Annotated in this window: 14 protein-coding genes; 6 read left to right on the plus strand and 8 right to left on the minus strand. The window is 69.6% G+C overall.

Translation table 11 applies throughout. The features are described 5' to 3' along the window. Positions 1 to 107: 107 nt before the first annotated feature. Entirely contained in the window at positions 108 to 2,915 is a 2,808-nt protein-coding gene (gene polA, locus CSC64_RS07600) for a DNA polymerase I (protein WP_162434717.1), read from the minus strand. 96 nt (positions 2,916 to 3,011) lie between these two features. On the opposite strand from polA, the gene CSC64_RS07605 reads away from it, so the two are divergent. From CSC64_RS07605 to CSC64_RS07615, 3 genes are all read left to right on the plus strand, one after another. After that, positions 3,012 to 3,302, plus strand: a complete 291-nt coding sequence (locus CSC64_RS07605) for a DUF2782 domain-containing protein (protein WP_162434718.1) — start codon at positions 3,012 to 3,014, stop codon at positions 3,300 to 3,302. A gap of 7 nt (positions 3,303 to 3,309) precedes the next feature. Next, positions 3,310 to 3,768, plus strand: a complete 459-nt coding sequence (locus CSC64_RS07610) for a GNAT family N-acetyltransferase (protein ID WP_162434719.1) — start codon at positions 3,310 to 3,312, stop codon at positions 3,766 to 3,768. 101 nt (positions 3,769 to 3,869) lie between these two features. Then, entirely contained in the window at positions 3,870 to 5,723 is a 1,854-nt protein-coding gene (locus CSC64_RS07615; RefSeq protein ID WP_162434720.1) for an ABC transporter ATP-binding protein, read from the plus strand. A gap of 69 nt (positions 5,724 to 5,792) precedes the next feature. Here CSC64_RS07615 and CSC64_RS14020 read toward each other — a convergent pair whose 3' ends face one another. Together CSC64_RS14020 and CSC64_RS07625 are read right to left on the minus strand one after the other, a co-directional pair. Continuing rightward, positions 5,793 to 7,106 (minus strand): NTP/NDP exchange transporter, encoded by a 1,314-nt coding sequence (locus tag CSC64_RS14020; protein WP_162434721.1) that lies wholly within the window; start codon positions 7,104 to 7,106, stop codon positions 5,793 to 5,795. Positions 7,107 to 7,143: 37 nt separating this feature from the next. Then, complete coding sequence (locus tag CSC64_RS07625) at positions 7,144 to 8,085, minus strand: aldo/keto reductase (RefSeq protein ID WP_162434722.1); 942 nt, start codon at positions 8,083 to 8,085, stop codon at positions 7,144 to 7,146. A gap of 335 nt (positions 8,086 to 8,420) precedes the next feature. Here CSC64_RS07625 and CSC64_RS07630 point away from each other — a divergent pair, with 335 nt between their 5' ends. After that, positions 8,421 to 8,996 carry a manganese efflux pump MntP gene (locus CSC64_RS07630; RefSeq protein ID WP_162434723.1) on the plus strand — a complete coding sequence of 192 codons (576 nt, stop codon included), beginning with the start codon at positions 8,421 to 8,423 and terminating at the stop codon, positions 8,994 to 8,996. 153 nt (positions 8,997 to 9,149) lie between these two features. On the opposite strand, the gene CSC64_RS07635 is transcribed toward CSC64_RS07630, so the two are convergent. From CSC64_RS07635 to CSC64_RS07645, 3 genes are all read right to left on the minus strand, one after another. After that, on the minus strand, positions 9,150 to 9,596 hold the full coding sequence (locus CSC64_RS07635) for a universal stress protein (RefSeq protein ID WP_162434724.1): 447 nt from the start codon (positions 9,594 to 9,596) through the stop codon (positions 9,150 to 9,152). Between the two features lie 66 nt (positions 9,597 to 9,662). Beyond that, entirely contained in the window at positions 9,663 to 11,840 is a 2,178-nt protein-coding gene (uvrD, locus tag CSC64_RS07640) for a DNA helicase II (protein WP_162434725.1), read from the minus strand. A 47-nt stretch (positions 11,841 to 11,887) separates the two neighbouring features. Beyond that, on the minus strand, positions 11,888 to 12,511 hold the full coding sequence (locus CSC64_RS07645; RefSeq protein WP_162434726.1) for a TIGR00645 family protein: 624 nt from the start codon (positions 12,509 to 12,511) through the stop codon (positions 11,888 to 11,890). A 207-nt stretch (positions 12,512 to 12,718) separates the two neighbouring features. On the opposite strand from CSC64_RS07645, the gene CSC64_RS07650 reads away from it, so the two are divergent. Further along, positions 12,719 to 13,405, plus strand: a complete 687-nt coding sequence (locus tag CSC64_RS07650; RefSeq protein WP_162434727.1) for a glutathione binding-like protein — start codon at positions 12,719 to 12,721, stop codon at positions 13,403 to 13,405. Between the two features lie 15 nt (positions 13,406 to 13,420). On the opposite strand, the gene CSC64_RS07655 is transcribed toward CSC64_RS07650, so the two are convergent. Both CSC64_RS07655 and CSC64_RS07660 read right to left on the minus strand, forming a co-directional pair. After that, positions 13,421 to 14,833: a glycoside hydrolase family 30 protein gene (locus CSC64_RS07655; RefSeq protein WP_162434757.1), complete on the minus strand. Its 1,413-nt coding sequence runs from the start codon at positions 14,831 to 14,833 to the stop codon at positions 13,421 to 13,423. Between the two features lie 140 nt (positions 14,834 to 14,973). Beyond that, entirely contained in the window at positions 14,974 to 17,715 is a 2,742-nt protein-coding gene (locus tag CSC64_RS07660; protein WP_162434728.1) for a TonB-dependent receptor, read from the minus strand. A 213-nt stretch (positions 17,716 to 17,928) separates the two neighbouring features. Here CSC64_RS07660 and CSC64_RS07665 point away from each other — a divergent pair, with 213 nt between their 5' ends. Continuing rightward, positions 17,929 to 19,386 (plus strand): glycoside hydrolase family 30 protein, encoded by a 1,458-nt coding sequence (locus CSC64_RS07665; protein ID WP_162434729.1) that lies wholly within the window; start codon positions 17,929 to 17,931, stop codon positions 19,384 to 19,386. Positions 19,387 to 19,441: the final 55 nt, after the last annotated feature.

The following is a 19,441-nucleotide window of genomic DNA, read 5'->3' on the forward strand; positions in this document are numbered from 1 at the left end:
GTGAAGAACGCGGTTAAGAATCCGCTGGATTTAGCACGGATTCATTTGTCCGGCACTGGAACGGCGATGTAACAAAAAATGCCGCCGCGGAAGTGCCTGATCGGCCGTCAGTGGGCCTCGTCCCAGTTGTCGCCGACGCCACTTTCCACCACCAGCGGAACGCTCAGTTGCGCCGCCGAGGCCATCAGCCGGCCGGCCTCTTCGACCAAAGTCGTAGCGAAGTCCGCATCGGCCTCGAACACCAGTTCGTCGTGGACCTGCAGGATCATCAGCGCCTGCGACGCATGCCCGGCCAGCCAGCCGTCCACCGCGACCATCGCCCGCTTGATGATGTCCGCGGCGGTGCCCTGCATCGGCGCGTTGATCGCCGCGCGCTCGGCGCCGGCGCGCTGGGCCTGGTTGCCGGCGCGGATGTACTCCAGGTACAGGCGGCGACCGGATACGGTCTCCACGTAGCCCTGCTCACGGGCCTGCTCGCGGGTGCGCTCCATGTAGTCGCGCACGCCCGGGTAGCGGCTGAAGTACAGGGCGATGTAGTCCTGCGCCTCGCCGCGGCCGATGCCAAGCTGCCTGGCCAGGCCGAACGCACCCATGCCGTACATCAGGCCGAAGTTGATCGCCTTGGCGGCGCGGCGCTCGTTGCCGGTGACCTCGTCCAGCGACCGCCCGAACACCTCGGCGGCCGTGGCCTTGTGGATGTCCGCGCCGGACTCGAAGGCGCGCACCAGGCCCGGGTCCTGCGACAGGTGGGCCATGATCCGCAGCTCGATCTGCGAGTAGTCGCAGGCCACCAGCTTGCGGCCCGGCGGAGCGACGAAGGCGCGGCGGATGCGGCGGCCGTCGTCGGTGCGGATCGGGATGTTCTGCAGGTTCGGATCGGAGGACGACAGCCGCCCGGTCGCCGCGCCGGCCTGGTGGTAGCTGGTGTGGACTCGGCCGGTATCCGGGTTGACCATCTCCGGCAGCTTGTCGGTGTAGGTGCTGCGCAGTTTCGCCAGGCCGCGGTACTCGAGGATCACCCGCGGCAGTTCGTGCTGGTCGGCGATCGCCTCCAGCGCATCTTCGTTGGTGGACGGCTGGCCCTTGGGCGTCTTCACCAGCGCCGGCAGGCCCAGTTCGTCGAACAGCAGTGCCTGCAGCTGCTTGGGCGAATCCAGGTTGAAGCTGCGCCCGGCCAGCTCGGTGGCCTTCTGCTGCGCGGCCAGCATGCGCCGCGACAGGTCCGCGCTCTGCCGGCGCAGTTCGTCCGCGTCGACCTTCACGCCATTGGCCTCGATCCGCTCCAGCACCGCCACCAGCGGCATCTCGATCTCGCGGTAGACGCGCTCCAGCGCCGGCTCGGCGGCCAGCCGCGGCGCCAGCACGCGGTGCAGGCGCAGGGTGATGTCGGCGTCCTCGGCGGCGTAGCCGGTGGCGTCGTCGACGGCCACCTGCGAGAACGGGATCTGTTTGGCGCCCTTGCCAGCCACGTCCTCGTACTTGGTGGTCTCGTAGCCGAGGTGGCGGCGCGCCAGGCTGTCCATGTCGTGGCGGGCGCTGCCGGATTCGAGCACGAAACTCTCCAGCAGGGTGTCATCGGCGTAGCCGGCCAGCACGATGCCGTGGCGGCGCATCACGTGCAGGTCGTACTTGCCGTGCTGGCCGAGCTTGCGCACCGCAGGGTCCTCGAGCAGCGGGCGCAGCAGGTCCAGCGCCTGCGCGCGGTCCAGCTGCGCCGGCACGCCGGGATAGTCGTGGGCCAGCGGCACGTACGCGGCCTTGCCGGGCTCGCAGGCGAAGCTCAGCCCGACCAGGTTGGCGCGCATGGCGTCCAGGCTGTCGGTCTCGGTGTCGAAGGCGAACTGGCCGGCGGCACGCAGGCGCGCGATCCAGTCCTGCAGCCGCTCCACCGTGGTCACCATTTCGTACTCGCCGGGCACGGCCAGGGCCGGATCCAGCGCGACGGCCGGTGCCGCCGTTGCGGCTGAGACGAAACCGCTGCCGCGTGAACGCCCCGGCTCCTTCTCGGCCACCGCCAGCACCGGGCCGCTGCCGCCCGCCGCGGCGACCGCGCCGGCCTCCAGTTCCTTCAGCGCCTGGTTGAAGCCGTAGCGCTGGTACAGCGCGCGCAGCTGCTCCACCTGCGGCTCGCGCAGGACCAGCGACGACGGCGCCTGCTCCAGCGCCACGTCGGTCTTGATCGTGACCAGTTCACGGTTCAGCGGCAGCCGCTCCAGCGCCGCGCGCAGGTTGTCGCCGATCTTGCCCTTGATCGCTCCGGCCTGGGCGATGACGCCGTCGAGCGAGCCGTATTCGCCCAGCCACTTGGCGGCGGTCTTCGGGCCGCACTTCTCCACGCCCGGCACGTTGTCGACCGCATCGCCCATCAGCGCCAGCAGGTCGACGATCTGGCCGGCGCGCACGCCGAACTTCTCCATCACCGCCGCATCCGAATCCATCCGGCTGCCGCTCATGGTGTTGACCAGCGCGATCGAGCCGCCATCCACGCCGGGCGCGCGCACCAGCTGGGCGAAGTCCTTGTCGCTGGTGGAGATGGTCACTTCCATTCCTTCGCCGGCGCCCTGCACGGCCAGCGTGCCGATCACGTCGTCGGCCTCCACGCCGTCCACGCGCAGGATGTCGATGCCCAGCGCATGCACGATCTCGCACATCGGCTGCACCTGGGCGCGCAGGTCGTCGGGCATCGGCGGGCGGTTGGCCTTGTACGCCGGGTAGAGGTCGTCGCGGAAGGTCTTGCCGGGCGCGTCGACCACGAAGGCGACGTGGTCGGGTTTTTCCTTCAGCGTGGCGCGCAGCATGTTGACCACGCCGAACAGCGCGCCGGTCGGCTCGCCGGCGGTGTTGCTCAGCGGCGGCAGCGCGTGGAAGGCGCGGTAGAGGTAGCTGGAACCGTCGATCAGGACGAGGCGTTTCATGCCGGCATTCTACGGCCACGGCCCGGCCCGGTCCCGCCGGCACGCCATGCCGGCGCGGGCGCGGCATAATGCCGGCACGCACGACAGGGAACCGCCATGCACAGGACGATCCTCTTCGCCGCGGCCTTGGCCGCCACCCTCGCCCTGGCCGGCTGCGCCAGCACCGGCGCACCGGTGGATGTCAGCGGCGCCGAGGTCGCCACGCGTACCCTGGACAACGGCGACGTGTTCGAGGAATACCGCGTCGCCGGCCAGCTGCGCATGGTCAAGATCACCCCGGTGCGCGGCGCGCCGTACTACCTGTACGACCGCGATGGCGACGGCGCGCTGGACCGCGACGACGCCGACAAGCTGCCGCAGACCTACTGGAAACTGTTCTCGTGGTGAGTCCGGCATGGCAGCAGCCGTGAGCGGGGGCACCGCAGCGGACATCCGCGCGGCCGGTGACGAGGCGGCCCTGCGCGCGGCATGGCCGGTGGTCGTGCAGCTGCGCCCGCACCTGGACGAGCACGCTTTCGTCGCCCAGGCGCTGCGCCAGCTGGCCGAGGGCTGGCAGGCTACGGTGCTGTACGACGCCCGCGGGATCCCGCGGGCCTTCGCCGGCTGGCGGGTGCAGGAGATGCTGGCCCACGGCCGCTTCCTGTACGTGGACGACCTGGTCACCGACGCGACCACGCGCAGCAGCGGCCACGGCAAGGCCCTGCTCGACTGGCTGAAGGACCAGGCCCGCGCCCTGGGCTGCGCCAGCCTCCAGCTGGATTCGGGCACCCAGCGCACCGACGCCCACGCGTTCTACCTGCGCGAGCGGCTGCGGATCACCTCGTTCCACTTCGGTATCCCGCTGGACCGCTGAACGGCCGCGTCCACGCGGCGCCCACGCCACCGCGCCGCGATTGACCGACAATGGGCCGGCGCACGGAGGCCGGTCCCGTGCCCCTGCCCAGGACGCCCCCGATGCTGCGCTGGTTCGAAACCCGGCTGGATCCATATCCGGCCGTCCCCGCCTCCCAACCGCCGCGCACGCTGTACGCGTTCTGCCGCCACTACACCCGCGGCGCCGAGCCATGGCTGCTGCTGATGGCGCTGCTGACCACCGCCATCGCGGTCACCGAAGTGTCGCTGTACGCGTTCACCGGCTCGATCGTCGACCGCCTGTCCAGCCATACCCCTGCCACCTTCCTGGCCGAGGAAGGCTGGAACTTCGCACTGATGGCGCTGGTGGTGCTGGTGGTGATGCCGGGCCTGAACCTGCTCAGCGCGATGGTCATCCACCAGACCCTGCTCGGCAATTTCCCGATGCGGATCCGCTGGCGGGTGCACCGCTACCTGCTGCGGCAGTCGATGGACTACTTCCAGGACGAGTTCGCCGGGCGCATCGCCACCAAGCTGATGCAGACCTCGCTGGCGGTACGCGAGACGGTGATCAAGATCCTGGACGTTGGCAACTACGTCATCGTCTATTTCGGCGGCGCGCTGCTGGTGGCCGCCGCGGCCGACTGGCGGCTGATGCTGCCGTTCGCCGGCTGGCTGCTGGCCTACGCGCTGCTGCTGCGCTGGGCGATCCCGCGCCTGAACAAGGTCGCCCAGGCCCAGGCCGACGCGCGCTCGACCATGACCGGGCGGATCGTGGACAGCTACACCAACATCGCCACGGTCAAGCTGTTCTCGCATTCGCACCGCGAGGAGGACTACGCGCGCGAGTCGATGGACGGGTTCCTCGGCACGGTGCACCGGCAGATGCGCCTGGCGACCATCGTCAACGTCAGCAACGACACGCTGAACATGCTGCTGCTGTTCGCGGTGGCGACCACCGGCATCACCCTGTGGATGGACGATGCGGTGAGCGTCGGCGCGATCGCGGTGGCCATCGCCTTCGTGCTGCGGCTGATGGGCATGTCGCAATGGATCATGTGGGAGATGTCGGCGCTGTTCGAGAACATCGGCACGGTGCAGGACGGGATCAACTCGATCGCGCTGCCGGCCACGGTGGACGATGCCGCCGGCGCGAAGGACATCGGCCCGGTGCGCGGCGACATCCGCTTCGAGCACGTCACCTTCCACTACGGCAAGCAGGGCGGCGTGATCGAGGGCCTGGACCTGCACGTGCGCCCCGGCGAGAAGGTCGGGCTGGTCGGCCGCTCCGGCGCCGGCAAGTCGACCCTGGTCAACCTGCTGCTGCGCTTCTACGACCGCGAAGGCGGCGCGATCAGGATCGACGGCACCGACATCGCCACGGTCACCCAGGATTCGCTGCGCGCTTCGATCGGCGTGGTCACCCAGGACACCTCGCTGCTGCACCGCCCGGTGCGCGACAACCTCCTCTACGGCCGGCCCGGCGCCAGCGAGGCGGAGATGGTCGAGGCGGCGCGCCAGGCCGATGCGGACGGCTTCATCCAGGAACTGGTCGATGCCAAGGGGCACCGCGGCTACGACGCCCAGGTCGGCGAGCGCGGGGTGAAGCTGTCGGGCGGGCAGCGCCAGCGAATCGCCATCGCCCGCGTGCTGCTGAAGAACGCGCCGATCCTGGTGCTGGACGAGGCGACCTCGGCGCTGGACTCGGAAGTGGAGGCGGTGATCCAGGAGAACCTGTACCGGCTGATGCAGGGCAAGACGGTAATCGCGATCGCCCACCGCCTGTCCACGATCGCGGCGATGGACCGGCTGGTGGTGATGGACCAGGGCCGGATCGTCGAACAGGGCACGCACGAGCAACTGCTGGCACACGGCGGGCTGTACGCGCAACTGTGGCAGCGGCAGTCCGGTGGCTTCCTGGAGCTGGAGGCCGAGACGGAGGCCACGGAGGATTGAGTAGAGCCGGGCTTGCCCGGCTGCCCCGCTTCCGGAGACGCGGGTAAAAGCAGCGGGGCAAGCCCCGCTCTACGATTCGCGGCGGCGCTGGGCGCGGCCGAGGGCGAAGCCGGTGCCGGCCCAGGCCAGGGCGACGCCCGCGCCGATCACCATCGCCAGCGCCGGATGCTCACCGAGCAGGTCCAGCGCACGCTTGACCCAGGCACTGAGCGCATCGCCGCCGCGGTACACCACCGTGTCGATGAAGTTCTTCGCCTTGTACTTGTCCTCGGCCGGCACGACCGTATAGAGCATCTCCCGGCCGGGACGCACGAACGCGTACTCGCCGGCGCGGCGCGCCACCATCACCACCACGAACACCGCGAACACCGGCGCCAGCGCCAGCCACAGGAATCCCAGCGCCATCACCAGCGGCACCGCGACCAGAAGCACGCCCACGCCCAGCTTCTGCGCGACGCGGCCGGTGATGAACAGCTGGGCGAGGATCGCCAGGGCCTGGACCACGGTGTCGATCAGGCCGAACACCTGGGTCTGCCGGGCCCGCTCGGGGAACAGTTCGGCGACCATCCGCGCCTGTTCGAAGTACAGGAACGTGGTCACCGTGGCCAGCAGCAGCACGAACAATGCGATGCCCGCCAGGTAGGGGGAACGGAACACCGCGGTCGCGCCGGCGAACGGATTGCCGCCCAGCGGCCGCTGCCGCTGCGCAGGAGCGCCGTCGTCCTGGCCACTACGTGCGGCGCGCGCGGACGGATGCCGGTCGCGCCAGCGGTGCAGCCACATCGCCGCGGCAGCGCTGGCGGCGATGAACAGCGACGACAGCAGCAGCAGCCCGCCCTCGCCCAGCAGCCGCACCAGCGCGGTGGCCAGCACCGGGCCGGCGAGCCCGCCCGCGCTGGCACCGGCGGCGATCAGCGCGAACAGGCGCCTGGCCTCGCTGCTGGCGAACACGTCCGCCAGCACGCTCCAGGCCAGCGAGATCAGCAGCAGGTTGATCACCGAGACCCAGATGTAGAACGCGCGCCCGGCCCAGACGTCGTCGGGCTGCAGCATCAGGCTGGCGGCGAAACCCGCAAGGCTGGCCACGACCACCCCGAACACCCACGGCACGATCCGCCGCCGCGACACCTTCGAGGCGATCCAGCCGTACAGCGGCAGCACCGCCACGGTGGCCACGAAAGTCCCGGTGAACAGCCACTGCAGGTTGTCCACGCCGCCGGCCACGCCCATGGTCTCGCGCACCGGCCGCAGCATGAAGTAGCCGGTGAACAGCAGGAAGAACATCGCCAGCCCCGCGCCCACCGCCGGTGCTTCGTGCGGATGCACGCCGAACAGCCGCGACAGCCACGGCAGGCGCGGGTCGGCACCGTGGCCGCCGCTCATGCGGGAATGCCCATGGGCAATGCCCCTTCAGCGAGGTTCAGGCGGAGAACCGGCGGACCAGTTCCTGCTGCTGCGCCGCATCCAGCAGCGGCCCGGTGCCGGCCTTCAGCTGGTCGCGCTGGCGCTCGGGCTTGCCGGTGGCCGGGATCACCACGGTCACCGCCGGATGGCTGATCGCGAACTTGAGGAACATCTGCGCCCATGAGGTCACGCCAGCCTCGCCGGCCCAGGGCGGCAACGGCGCGTCCTTCACTTTCGCGAACAGCTTGCCGTCGTCGAAGGCGCGGTTGACGATCACCGCCACGCCCCTGTCCTGCGCCAGCGGCAGCACGGTGTCGGCGGCACGCGGCGAATTGACCGAATAGTGGATCTGGATGAAGTCCAGCTTCTCGCCGCGCAGGATCTTCTCCAGCTCGGGCAGGCCGGCGTCGGTGTAGTGGGTCACGCCGACGTATTTCGTCTTCCCCTGCTGCCTGAGCTCGCGTGCGTACGCCAGCTGCCGTTGCCAGTCGCGCAGGTTGTGCACCTGCAGCAGCTCGACCCGGTCGGTGCGCAGCCGGCGCAGCGACTCGGCCCACTGCGCCTCGGCGGCCTCGCGGCTGTCGGCGGCGATCTTGGTGGCGATGAAGGCCTTGTCGCGCCAGCCGCCATCGGCCAGCAGCGCGCCGACCACCGTGTCGGAGCGGCCGTAGTTGGGCGAGGTGTCGATCAGGCGGCCGCCGCCCTCGAAGAAGATCTTCACCACTTCCTGCAAGCGGACGTATTCCGGCGAGCCGATGTCCACGTCGTAGCTGCCGGAGGTGCCGGCGCCGATCACCGGCAGTTGTTCACCGCTGGAGGGAACCAGCCGGGTCAGCAGCGGGCCCGGACGTGCAGGGGCGGCGGACAGGGGGCCGCTGCCGGCCATCATGCCCAGCCCGGCGAGGGCCGATGCGATGGCGGTGTTTGCCAGAAACCTGCGGCGCGAGTGCGAGTGCATGGTCGTGACTCCTGGACGCGGCCCGGAAGCGGCCGGGACCCGATCCTAACCCCTGCCCCGCAACGCGCATGTGCCCATCGGCATGGACGGGCTTCGCAGCGGCGGCGCCTGGCCGGGCGATCGGCACCCCCGTGTTATCCTGCACGCCTTCCCTTGGGGAGTAGCCTGCTCCGCGCACACCGCGCGGAGCGTCCGCGTCAACACACTCGGCCCGTTGCGGCCGTGGCGCGGATACCCCGTCCGGACCGGACGGCGCTGGCGAGACCAACGGCCTGTCGGCGCGTCTGTGGTTGGACGCCGGCCGGTCGCGTCCGCCCTCCAGCCCGGTAGTGCCGATGAATCCCTTTTCCATGGTCCTGGTCGGCCTGGCCATGTCCACCGACGCCTTCGCCGCCGCCGTGGGCAAGGGCGCGGCGATGCGGAAGCCACGCTTCGGCGAGGCACTGCGCGCCGGCCTGATCTTCGGCGTGATCGAAGCAGTGACGCCGCTGGTCGGCTGGCTGCTGGGCACCGCCGCTTCGCGCTACATCACCGCCTGGGACCACTGGATCGCGTTCGGCGTGCTCGGCCTGCTCGGCCTGCACATGGTCTGGAACGGGGCGAAGCCGGAAACCGGCGCGGACCATGGCGAAGGCGCGCGCGGGCACGGCTTCTGGAGCCTGGCGGCCACCGGCCTGGGCACCAGCATCGATGCGATGGCGGTGGGCGTGAGCCTGGCCTTCCTCGACGCGCCGATCCTGCAGGTGGCCGCGGTGATCGGCCTGTGCACGCTGGTGATGGTCACCACCGGGATCATGCTCGGCCGCGTGCTCGGCGCACTGGCCGGCAAGCGCGCGGAGGTCATCGGCGGCGTGGTGATGATCGCGGTCGGCGCCGCGATCCTGTACGAGCACCTCAGCGGCGCGGCCTGAGCCCGGCTTTCCTGTAGGAGCTCCCTTCAGGGGCGACCCGAGGCGGTGGGAAGGCACTGCGCTACAACGCAGCCTCTCCGGAAGCGGTGCGTTGAGCACGGTGGTATACCGGCCACGTCGGGTCGCCCCCTGAAGTGGGCTCCTACAAGGGTGTCAGCGGACGACGAGGACCGGCACCGTCGACTTCGCCAGCACCGCCTGGGTCTGGCTGCCAAGCAGGACCCGGCCCAGGCCGCGGCGGCCGTGCGAGGCCATCACCACCAGGCCGGCACCGTGCTCGACGACCGCCTGCACGATCGCCTCGGACGGGAAGCCGTCGGGCACGTGCACGGTCTCGCAGGCCACGCCGGCGGTGCTGGCCTGGGCGATGGCGTCTTCGAGGATGCGTTGCGCCGACAGCGCGCAACCTTCGCGGTACTCCTGCTGCAACGCCGGGTCGGCCGACAGCGCGAGCGCGTCGTCGAAAGCCGGCATCCACGGTTCGGTCACGGTCAGGAACACCACCGGCACGCGCAGCGCGGCAGCCAGGGCCAGGCCATGGCGCAGGCCCTTGCCGGCCAGTTCGGAACCATCGGTGGCGATCAGGATGCGGTCGTACATGGCGGACTCCATGGCTGCACCCGGCCATTGCACACCCGCGGGCGCCGCGGGGCAATGGCGGATCCCCTACATCGGCCTGAGGTTGGCGAAGGCCAGCACCAGCCACTTGCTGCCGGCATCGTCGAAGTTCACCTGCACCCGCGCGTGCGCGCCGCTGCCTTCGTAATCGGTGACCACGCCGCGGCCGAAGCTGGCGTGTTCCACGCCCTGGCCCAGTTTCAGCGCGGGGGTTTCGAGGACCGGATGCGCCGCGCGCGGCGGCGCGGCCATCGGCCTCGCCACCTGCACCCGCGGCCGCACTTCGTTGAGCAGGTGGCCGGGGATCTCGCGCAGGAAGCGCGAGGGCGTGCCGTACATGTCCATGCCGTGGATGCGCCGGCTCTCGGCGTAGGTCAGCACCAGCTTCTGCCGCGCGCGGGTGATGCCGACGTAGGCCAGCCGCCGCTCCTCCTCCAGCCGCCCGCTTTCCTCAAGCGACTTGCTGCTGGGGAACACGCCCTCCTCCACCCCGACCAGGAACACCAGCGGGAACTCCAGGCCCTTGGCCGAATGCAGGGTCATCAGCTGCACGCCGTCCTCGTCGGCCTGGGCCTGGCCTTCGCCGGCCTCCAGCGCCGCGTAGGACAGGAACGCGACCAGCTCGCTCATGCTCTCCTGGTCGTCGTCCAGCTCGGCGCGCGAGAAGCGCGAGGCGACCGAGACCAGTTCGTCCAGGTTCTCCAGCCGCGACTCGGCGTCGAGCTGGCCGCGTGCTTCGCTGGACCAGTGCCCGCGCAGGTTCGAGCGCGCCAGCACGTGGTCGACGCGGTCCTTCAGGTCCAGGTCGGTGGTTTCGGCGTCCAGCGCCTCGACCAGTGACAGGAAGCCGGCCACGGCGTTGCGCGCGCGCGCGGCCAGCGCGTTCTCCGCGACCAGCGCGCTGGCGGCCTGCCACAGCGAGACCGAGGCCTCGCGCGCACGGCGGCGGACCTCGTCCAGGGTGCGGTCGCCGATGCCACGGGCCGGCGTGTTCACCGTGCGCTCGAACGCGGCGTCGTCGGCGCGGCTGGCGACCAGGCGCAGGTAGGCCAGGGTGTCCTTGATCTCGGCGCGCTCGAAGAAGCGCATGCCGCCATACACGCGGTACGGCACCTGCTCGGCCAGCAGCACCTCTTCCAGCGCGCGCGACTGCGCGTTGCTGCGATAGAGCACCGCCGCCTCGCGCCAGCTGCCACCGTCGCGCACCCACTGGCGGATGCGCTCGACCACGAAGCGCGCCTCGTCCATCTCGTTGTAGGCCGCGTACACATCCACTGGCTCGCCCTCGCCGCTGTCGGTCCACAGCTGCTTGCCGATGCGGTCGGGGTTGTGCGAGATCACCGCGTTGGCGGCGTTGAGGATGTTGGCGGACGAGCGGTAGTTCTGCTCCAGGCGGATGGTCTTCGCGCCGGGGAAATCGCGCAGGAACTGCTGCACGTTCTCGACCTTGGCGCCGCGCCAGCCATAGATGGCCTGGTCGTCGTCGCCGACCACGAACACCCGGCCACTGTCGCCGGCGAGCACGCGCACGAACGCGTACTGGATCGCGTTGGTGTCCTGGAATTCGTCGACCAGCACCTCACGGAAGCGGGTGCGGTAGTGCGCCAGCAGCGCCGGGTTGTCGCGCAGCAGTTCGTGCGCGCGCAGCAGCAGTTCGGCGAAATCGACCAGGCCGGCGCGGTCGCAGCGCTCCTGGTACAGCGCGTAGGCGCGGCGCAGCGCATCGGTCCACGGGTCGTCGCCGGGCTGGATGTGCTGCGGGCGCCGGCCCTCGTCCTTCTGCGCGTTGATCCACCAGGCGATCTGCCGCGGCGGGAAGCGGCCGTCGTCCAGCTCCAGCTGCTGGGCCACGCGCTTGACCAGGCGTAGCTGGTCGTCGCTGTCGAGCACCTGGAAGGCCTCGGGCAGCTTCGCCTCGTTCCAGTGCAGGCGCAGCAGGCGGTGGGCGATGCCGTGGAAGGTGCCGATCCACATGCCGCGCGAACCATGGCGCAACTGCAGGTCGGCGCGCGCGCGCATCTCGCCGGCGGCCTTGTTGGTGAAGGTGACCGCGAGGATCCCGTGCGCGGGCACGCCCAGCACTTCGTTCAGCCAGGCGATGCGGTGAGTCAGGACCCGGGTCTTGCCCGAACCGGCGCCGGCCAGGACCAGGTAATGCCCCGGCGGGGCGGACACGGCCTCGCGCTGGGCGGCATTGAGGTCATCGAGCAGGTGGGAGACATCCATGCCGCCATTTTACGGGTTGGCGGGCGCGTGGGCCTGCCACGCCCGGCTCAGTGCGCCGCGTGGCCCCGCTTGCCGCTGCCGTTGCTCATCAGCTTGTCGGTCCAGGCGATGCCGATCGCCGAGAGGATGAACACGCAGTGGATGATGGTCTGCCACAGCACGCCCTGGCTGGTCAGCTGCGAACAGTCGTTGCTGGCGATGATGCCCGCGGCGCGGATCGCCGACAGCTGCTCGGGGGTGCAGAACGGCAGGCCTTCCAGCGCGCCGGAGGCGATGAAGGTCTTGAGCAGGTGGATGGAGGAGATGCCGATGATCGCCATCGCCAGCTTCACCTTCAGCACCGAGGCGTTGACGTGGCTGAGCCACTCCGGCTGGTCCGGGTGGCCTTCCAGGCCCAGGCGCGAGACGAAGGTCTCGTAGCCGCCGACGATCACCATCACCAGCAGGTTGGAGATCATCACCACGTCGATCAGGCCGAGCACGATCAGCATGATTTCCTGCTCGCGCAGGCCCGGCGCGTGGTGGATCAGGTGCCACAGTTCCTTGCCGAACAGGAACACGTAGACGCACTGGGCCGCGATCAGGCCCAGGTACAGCGGCAGCTGCAGCCAGCGCGAGGCGAAGATCAGGGTGGACAGCGGGCTCAGGCGTTGCGGCGCGTGCTGGGACATGATGGTGCGATGCAAAAAGGGAGCGCGCAGGGTAGCGGCCGCGCGACGCGCTGCCAAGCGGATTCCCTGCCCTGCGGCGCCGCTCGCCGCCGGTCCATGCCGCGCAACGCAGCGATCCATCCCCGGCGGCAGCCACGCGCCTAGACTGGGCGTCCCGGGATCGCGCGGCCTCCGCCCCGCGCCATCCGCCCCCACCGGAGCGCCCGCATGATCGACCTGTACTACTGGCCCACCCCCAACGGCCACAAGATCACCCTGTTCCTCGAGGAATCCGGCCTGCCCTACACGATCAAGCCGGTGGACATCGGCAAGGGCGAGCAGTTCCAGCCGGAGTTCCTCGCCTTCTCCCCGAACAACCGCATGCCGGCGATCATCGACCACGCGCCCAACGACCTGGGCGAGCCGATCAGCGTGTTCGAGTCCGGCGCGATCCTGGTGTACCTGGCCAACAAGACCGGGCGCTACTTCGGCGCCGACCTGCGCCGGAAGGTCGAGGTCAACCAGTGGCTGATGTGGCAGATGGCCGGGCTGGGCCCGATGACCGGCCAGTACGGCCATTTCAACGTGTATGCGCCCGAGCCCATTCCGTACGCGATCGAGCGCTACACGCGCGAGGCGCAGCGCCTGCTCGGCGTGCTCGACCGGCGCCTGGCCGGCCGCACGTTCATCGCCGGCGACGAATACACCATCGCCGACATGGCGGCCTATCCGTGGATCAATCCGTACACGAAGGCGCCGCTGGACCTTGGGCCGTATCCGGACCTGCGCCGCTGGCACGCCGCGATCGCCGCCCGCCCGGCCACGCAGCGGGCCTACGCGCTGGCTGCGCAGGTCAATCCGGATGCCGGCAAGCCGATGGGCGAAGAGGAGCGCAGGCAGCTGTTCGGGCGCTGAAAAGCCGCGCTGGTGCTACAGCACCAGGGTCTGGATCGCGTGCGCCGGGATGGTGACGCGCGTTGACGCCGTGCCGACGTAGAAGTTGTAGGTGATCTCCTTGCCGCTGGGGTTCATCACCACCGTCGCCAGCCGGCCGTCATCGTTGAGGAAGGCGGTCGCCAGCAGGTTGCTGCGGCTGCTGGCCGCGCTGACCCGCGTCGCGCCGGGGCGCAGGAACTTCGAGAAGTGGCCGATGTACCAGTAGCTGGGCGTGTACACCAGCTCGCCGGTGGACAGGTCGGCGTGGATCGGCGAGAAGCAGTAGTTGCCGACATGGTTCGGGCCGCCGGTCTGGTCCAGCAGCATGTTCCAGTCGATCCAGCCCGAGGCGCCGTTGTTGAGGTCGTTGATGATCGAGGTGCCGTAGCGCTCGCCGTTGGACCAGCGCTGCACCTGCGCCCAGTCGAACTTCTCCACCGTGGCCTCGGTCAGCAGCAGCACCTTGTCCGGGTAGGACTCGTGCACGCGGCGCACGTTCTCGAACATGGGATCGAACCCGGCCCAGGTCTCGTACCAGTGGAAACCCATGCCCCAGGCGTACTGCGAAGCCTCGGGGTCGCCGAAGATCACGTTGGCGCGGTGGGCCATCATGTCGCGGTTGTGGTCCCAGACCACGATCTTCGTGTCGGCGTGGCTGCTGGCCCTGATCGTCGGGCCGAGGTGGTTCTTGAGGAAGTCGCGCTCCTCCTCGGCGGTGAACAGCATCGACTCCCAGGTCTGGGTCGCCATCGGCTCGTTCTGCACGCTGATCGACCAGATCGGGATGCCCTCGGCCTGGTAGGCGTCGATGAACTTCACGTAGTAGTTGGCCCAGGCCGCCGCATATCCGGGCAGCAGCTTGCCGCCCTTGAGCATGCGCTTGCTGTCCTTCATGAACGCCGGCGCGCTCCACGGGCTGGCCATCATCGGCAGCGTGCCGCCGGCGGCTGCGATCGCGCGCTTGATCATCGGGATGCGGTACTTGCGGTCGTGCTCGACCGAGAAGGTCCTGAGCGCCGCATCGCCTTCCTCGATATAGGTGTAGCTGCCGCTGCTGAAGTCGGAGCTGTGGATCGTGGTGCGGGCCAGGGTATAGCCGATGCCCTTGTCGGTGTCGTAGTAGGCGCGCAGGAACTCCTCCTGCTTCGCCGGGTCGAGCCGGGCGAAGGTCTCGGCGGTGGCGTCGGTAATCGCGCCACCGATGCCGAGCAGGCCTTGGAAGCGGCGCTGCGGCTCGACGAAGATCGAATTCTCCACCTCGGTCAGCGCATGGCCCTCGGCCAGCGGCGCGACGCGGCTGGCGACCATCTGCGCGCTGGCGCCCTGGGCGGTGGTGTAGACCGTCAGCCCCGGCTCCGCGCCCGTGGCCGCGAATGCCGGCACGGCCACGGCGACCATGGCAGTCATCAGGATGGCTTTCACGTAATCACTCCTTAGCTCTCGTGCGGCTCGAACATGGCAGGACACGGACACCGGCCGGCTTGCGCGGCAACGCCCGGGAGACGGATCTCCCGGGCGTTGCGGCCGGTGAGCCGCGCTCCCCTGCGTTACAGCGCGTAGCGGAATCCCACCAGGAACTGGCGGCCGTACTCGGTGAACTCCTCCGGGAAGAACAGCCCCATGCCGTTGGAATCGCTGACCTCGGTGCGGAACGGCTCGTTGTTGAGGTTGTTGACCTGGAACATCAGGGTCAGCCCGGCCAGCGCGCTGGTTTCCTGGAAGTCGTAGCTCAGCTGCAGGTCGACCTGGCGTTCGTTGAGCGTGTAGCGATAGCTGCGCTGGCCGAAGATGTAGCTGTACTCGCCGCGGTACGGGTCGCGGAAGCGCTGGCTCACCCGCGCCGCGAAGCCGTGGTTCTCGTAGTACAGGGTCGCGTTGGCCACCACCTTGGACAGGCCCGGAATCGTGTCCGAATCCGAGCCGCCGGGGCCATCCGGATCGATCGACGATTCGGTATAGGACGCGTTGAGCAGCATGCCGAAGCCGGTCAGCGCCTCGTGGAACTCCTCGCCGCCCAGCACCGTGCTGAACTCGGCGCCACGCATGTAGCCGCCGCTGCCGTTGGACGGGGTGGAGAACGTGCCCCAGTCCGACGCCGGCGGGGTCGGCCCGTCGTAGTCGTAGCCGGCGAAGTTCCACGGCACGGTCTGGGTGTAGATGTACGACTCCAGATCCTTGTAGAACAGCGCCAGGGCCACGTAGCTGGCCTCGCCGAAGTACTTCTCCAGCGACAGGTCGGCCGCGTTGGCGCGGTACGGCTCCAGCTCCGGGTTGCCGCCGCTGCCGGTCCATTCGCCGACGCCGCCGGTCACCGCCACGCCGACGCTGCCGTACGCGCCCATGTCGTTGATCCGCGGCCGCATCATCTGCCTGGCCGCGCCGAAGCGCAGGTTCCAGCCCTGGCCGAACTCGGCCACCAGGTTCAGGCTGGGCAGGATGTCGCCGTAGGTGGCGCCCATCGACTTCACCGCGACCGGGCCGTCGGACTGGATGTTGACGCCGCTGGAGCTCTGGTCGGTGCGCACGTACTGCACGCCGGCGTCGCCGCGCAGGCGCACCTGGCCGATGTCCATGTCCAGGTTGGCCTTGAAGTAGAAGGTGTCGATCTTCTCCTCGATACCGTAGTCCTTCTGCAGGTCGTCGTTGCTTTCGCTCAGGTGGACGTCGTAGACCTGGTACAGGATCGCGCGCGGGTCGTAGCTGAGCACGTTGCCCATGCCGGCGAAGCCCAGCCCGGTGGGCGAGAGCAGGAACGACGGATCGAGCAGCGTCGGCGTGCGCCCCGGCAGGTCGGCGAAGTACACCTGCGCCAGCTTGTCCTTGGTGCGCTTGCTGTGGTTGTAGCCGACGTCGTAGCTGCGCAGGAAGTCGGACGACTCGACCACGCGGTTGAGGTCGACGCGGAACGACTGCAGTTCGTCGTCCTGCCAGGAATCCTCCATGCGCCCGTCATGGCCCCAGCCCTGCGGGTCCCACAGGTACACCGCGGACGGATCGGACAGGTCGGGCAGCGCGTAGTGGCCGTTGCCCGAGGACAGCGGTACGCGGAAATCCACGTCCAGCCCGCCGAGGCGGCCAGCGTAGGTCTCCAGCGTGGACTGCTCGCGCTCGGCCTTGGAGTAGCTGGCGTCGACGCCCAGGGTGTACAGGCCCCAGGCGAACTCGTTGTTCCAGCCGATCGCGCTCAGTTTGTCCTCGCGCAGGTTGTTGTCATTGCGCACCACCGGCTGGATGCCGCTGAGCGTGCCGCTGGTGACCACCGGCACGCCGTGGTGCAGGGTGGTCTGCGCGTCGGTGTAGGTGACCGCGCCGTTGTTCCACCACGGGTCGTTGGTCCACATCGTGCCGCGCATGGTCTCGTCCTGCTCGAACTTCGAGTAGTACATGTCCAGGACGCTGTGCCAGGTGTCGTTGGGCTTGTATTCGAGCACGGCCATGACGCCGTCGCGGGTCATGTCGCGGGTCTTGACCCAGCCTTCGGCGCCCTGCAGCGCGATCGCGTCGGCCGGCTTGGCGCCCTGCGGCGCGCCCCACAGGTCGGTGTTGGCCCACCACCACGACTTGTAGTGGCGTTCCTGGAACGGCGAGTCCAGCCGCGCCACGCCGACCGCCACGCCGAAGGTGTCGTCGGCGAACTGGTCCACGTAGGAGGCGCTGAGCCGGTAGCCCTGGTCGTCGCCACCGGAGGTCAGGTCGCCGAGCGAGTTCTTCTCGGCGCTGCCGCCGAACACGATGCGGCGCTCGCCCAGGGCCAGCGGCCGCACGGTGCGCATGTCGACGGTGCCCGACAGGCCCTGGCCGACCAGTGCGGCGTTGGCGGTCTTGTACACGACCACTTCGCTGATCAGCTCGGCCGGGTACTGGTCGAACTCCACGCCGCGGCTGTCGCCGGTGCTGACCTGCTCGCGACCGTTGAGCAGGGTGCCTGCGAACTGTTCGGACATGCCGCGGATGTTGATCACCTGGGCGCGGCCGTCCACGCGCTGGGTGGCCAGGCCGGGCAGGCGCGAGATCGAGTCGGCGATGCTGATGTCGGGCAGCTTGCCCAGGTCTTCGGCCGAGATCGCCTCGACGATCGAGGTCGATTCGCTCTTGGTCTCCACCGAGGTGGCGATCGCAGCGCGGATGCCGGTGACCCGGACTTCGTCCAGGGTCTTGACCTGGTCCTGGTCCGTGGCGGACGCCGTGGCGGTGTCCTGGGCGCTGGCCAGCGGCGATGCCAAGGCCAGGCAGCAGGCCAGCGCCAGGTGCTGTCGTTGGTACTTGCGGGTGCGATTGCGGGGCTTCATGGTCCTCTCCAGACCGTGGTTGACAACGCTGTCAATAACGCCATGTAATGCATGTGTCAATGAAATGGCATGCCTCGCAGGCGAAAACAAAGCTGGTCAACAAGTTACTTAATCATTAAGAGCCGCCGCTGCTGCAGTGCGGGATGGTTTTCGCGCGAAGATCCCGCATCGGCCGCAGATCGCCGCTATCCTGGGTGGAATCCGGTATCAAACATGAAATGGCTGCGCCTCCCTGAACCCGCCCGCATCGGCCTTGCGGTGTTGCTGGCCTCGCTGCCGGGCCTGGCCGGCGCCTCTGCCACCGGCCAGGTCCAGGCCTGGGTGACCACCTCCGACCACCGCCTGGCGCTGGCCCCCGTCGGCCCGGCCGAACTGGTCGCAGGGACACCCGAAGCGGGCGGCGTGCGCATCGTCGTGGAGCCTCGCCAGCGCCACCAGTCGATGGTCGGCTTCGGCGCCTCGCTGACCGACGCCTCCGCCTGGCTGATCCGCCACCGGCTCGACGAAGCCCAGCGCGACGCGCTGCTGCGCGAGCTGTTCGGCCGCGAGGACGGCGGCCTCGGCCTGGGCTTCACCCGCCTGACCATCGGCGCCTCGGATTTCTCGCGCCACCACTACAGCCTGGACGATCCGCCCGACGGTCGGCCCGACCCGGAGCTGCGCCACTTCAGCCTGGAGCCCAACCGCGACGACGTGATCCCGGTCGCGCGGGCGATGCTGGCGATCAACCCGCAGCTGAAGATCATGGCCTCGCCGTGGAGCGCACCGGCGTGGATGAAGGACAACGGCAGCCTGGTCCAGGGCCGGCTGCTGCCGCAGTACTACGACGCCTTTTCGCGCTACCTGCTGCGCTATGTCGATGCGATGGCCGCCGAGGGCGTGCCCGTCTTCGCCCTGACCGTGCAGAACGAGCCGGATTTCGAGCCTGGGGACTATCCGGGGATGCGCCTCAACGCCGCCCAGCGCGCGCGCCTGGTCGGCGACCACCTCGGCCCGATGATCGAAGCGCGTGGCGGCACCCCGCTGCTGTTCGACTGGGACCACAACTGGGACAAGCCGGAGGAACCGCTGGCGGTGCTGCGCGATCCGGCCGCCGGGCGCCACATCGATGCGGTGGCCTGGCACTGCTACGGCGGCGATCCTTCGGCGCAGGCACCGGTGCACGCGGCCTTCCCCGACCGCGACGTGTACATGACCGAATGCTCCGGTGGCGACTGGGAGCCGTTGCGCAGCGGCGGCCTCGCCCTGCAGACGCGCAGCGCCCTGATCGGCTCGGTCCGCAATGGTGCGCGCGGCGTGTTGTTCTGGAACCTGGCCCTGGACGAAAACAACGGGCCCCACGCCGGCGGCTGCGACACCTGCCGCGGCGTGGTCACCATCGACTCGCGCACGGGCGCGGTCACCCGCACCGACGAGTACTACGCGCTGGCCCACGCCAGCCGCTTCGTCCGCCCGGGCGCATACCGGATCGAATCGAGCGGGCGCACCGGCGGGCTGGACAACGTCGCCTTCCGCAACGACGACGGTTCGCTGGTGCTGCTGGTCAGCAACGATGCCCCGGGCGAGCAGGCCTTCGAGGTCGTCCAGGACGGGCACGCGTTCCGCGCGAGCCTGCCCGGCAGGAGCATCGGCACCTGGGTGTGGACGCCGCCGGCGCACGACGCCGACTGAGCTGGCCGCGCGCCCGACCCTGCCGGATGGGCCATCCCCGTCCGCCGCACGCCCT

The sequence above is a fragment of the Pseudoxanthomonas koreensis genome (assembly GCF_010093225.1).
GTDB lineage: Bacteria > Pseudomonadota > Gammaproteobacteria > Xanthomonadales > Xanthomonadaceae > Pseudoxanthomonas > Pseudoxanthomonas koreensis.

Coding starts and splice junctions, on each gene's coding strand:
- polA (WP_162434717.1), bottom strand. CDS start 2,915: ATGAAACGCCTCGTCCTGATCGACGGTTCCAGCTACCTCTACCGCGCC.
- CSC64_RS07605 (WP_162434718.1), top strand. CDS start 3,012: ATGCACAGGACGATCCTCTTCGCCGCGGCCTTGGCCGCCACCCTCGCC.
- CSC64_RS07610 (WP_162434719.1), top strand. CDS start 3,310: ATGGCAGCAGCCGTGAGCGGGGGCACCGCAGCGGACATCCGCGCGGCC.
- CSC64_RS07615 (WP_162434720.1), top strand. CDS start 3,870: ATGCTGCGCTGGTTCGAAACCCGGCTGGATCCATATCCGGCCGTCCCC.
- CSC64_RS14020 (WP_162434721.1), bottom strand. CDS start 7,106: ATGAGCGGCGGCCACGGTGCCGACCCGCGCCTGCCGTGGCTGTCGCGG.
- CSC64_RS07625 (WP_162434722.1), bottom strand. CDS start 8,085: ATGCACTCGCACTCGCGCCGCAGGTTTCTGGCAAACACCGCCATCGCA.
- CSC64_RS07630 (WP_162434723.1), top strand. CDS start 8,421: ATGAATCCCTTTTCCATGGTCCTGGTCGGCCTGGCCATGTCCACCGAC.
- CSC64_RS07635 (WP_162434724.1), bottom strand. CDS start 9,596: ATGTACGACCGCATCCTGATCGCCACCGATGGTTCCGAACTGGCCGGC.
- uvrD (WP_162434725.1), bottom strand. CDS start 11,840: ATGGATGTCTCCCACCTGCTCGATGACCTCAATGCCGCCCAGCGCGAG.
- CSC64_RS07645 (WP_162434726.1), bottom strand. CDS start 12,511: ATGTCCCAGCACGCGCCGCAACGCCTGAGCCCGCTGTCCACCCTGATC.
- CSC64_RS07650 (WP_162434727.1), top strand. CDS start 12,719: ATGATCGACCTGTACTACTGGCCCACCCCCAACGGCCACAAGATCACC.
- CSC64_RS07655 (WP_162434757.1), bottom strand. CDS start 14,833: ATGACTGCCATGGTCGCCGTGGCCGTGCCGGCATTCGCGGCCACGGGC.
- CSC64_RS07660 (WP_162434728.1), bottom strand. CDS start 17,715: ATGAAGCCCCGCAATCGCACCCGCAAGTACCAACGACAGCACCTGGCG.
- CSC64_RS07665 (WP_162434729.1), top strand. CDS start 17,929: ATGAAATGGCTGCGCCTCCCTGAACCCGCCCGCATCGGCCTTGCGGTG.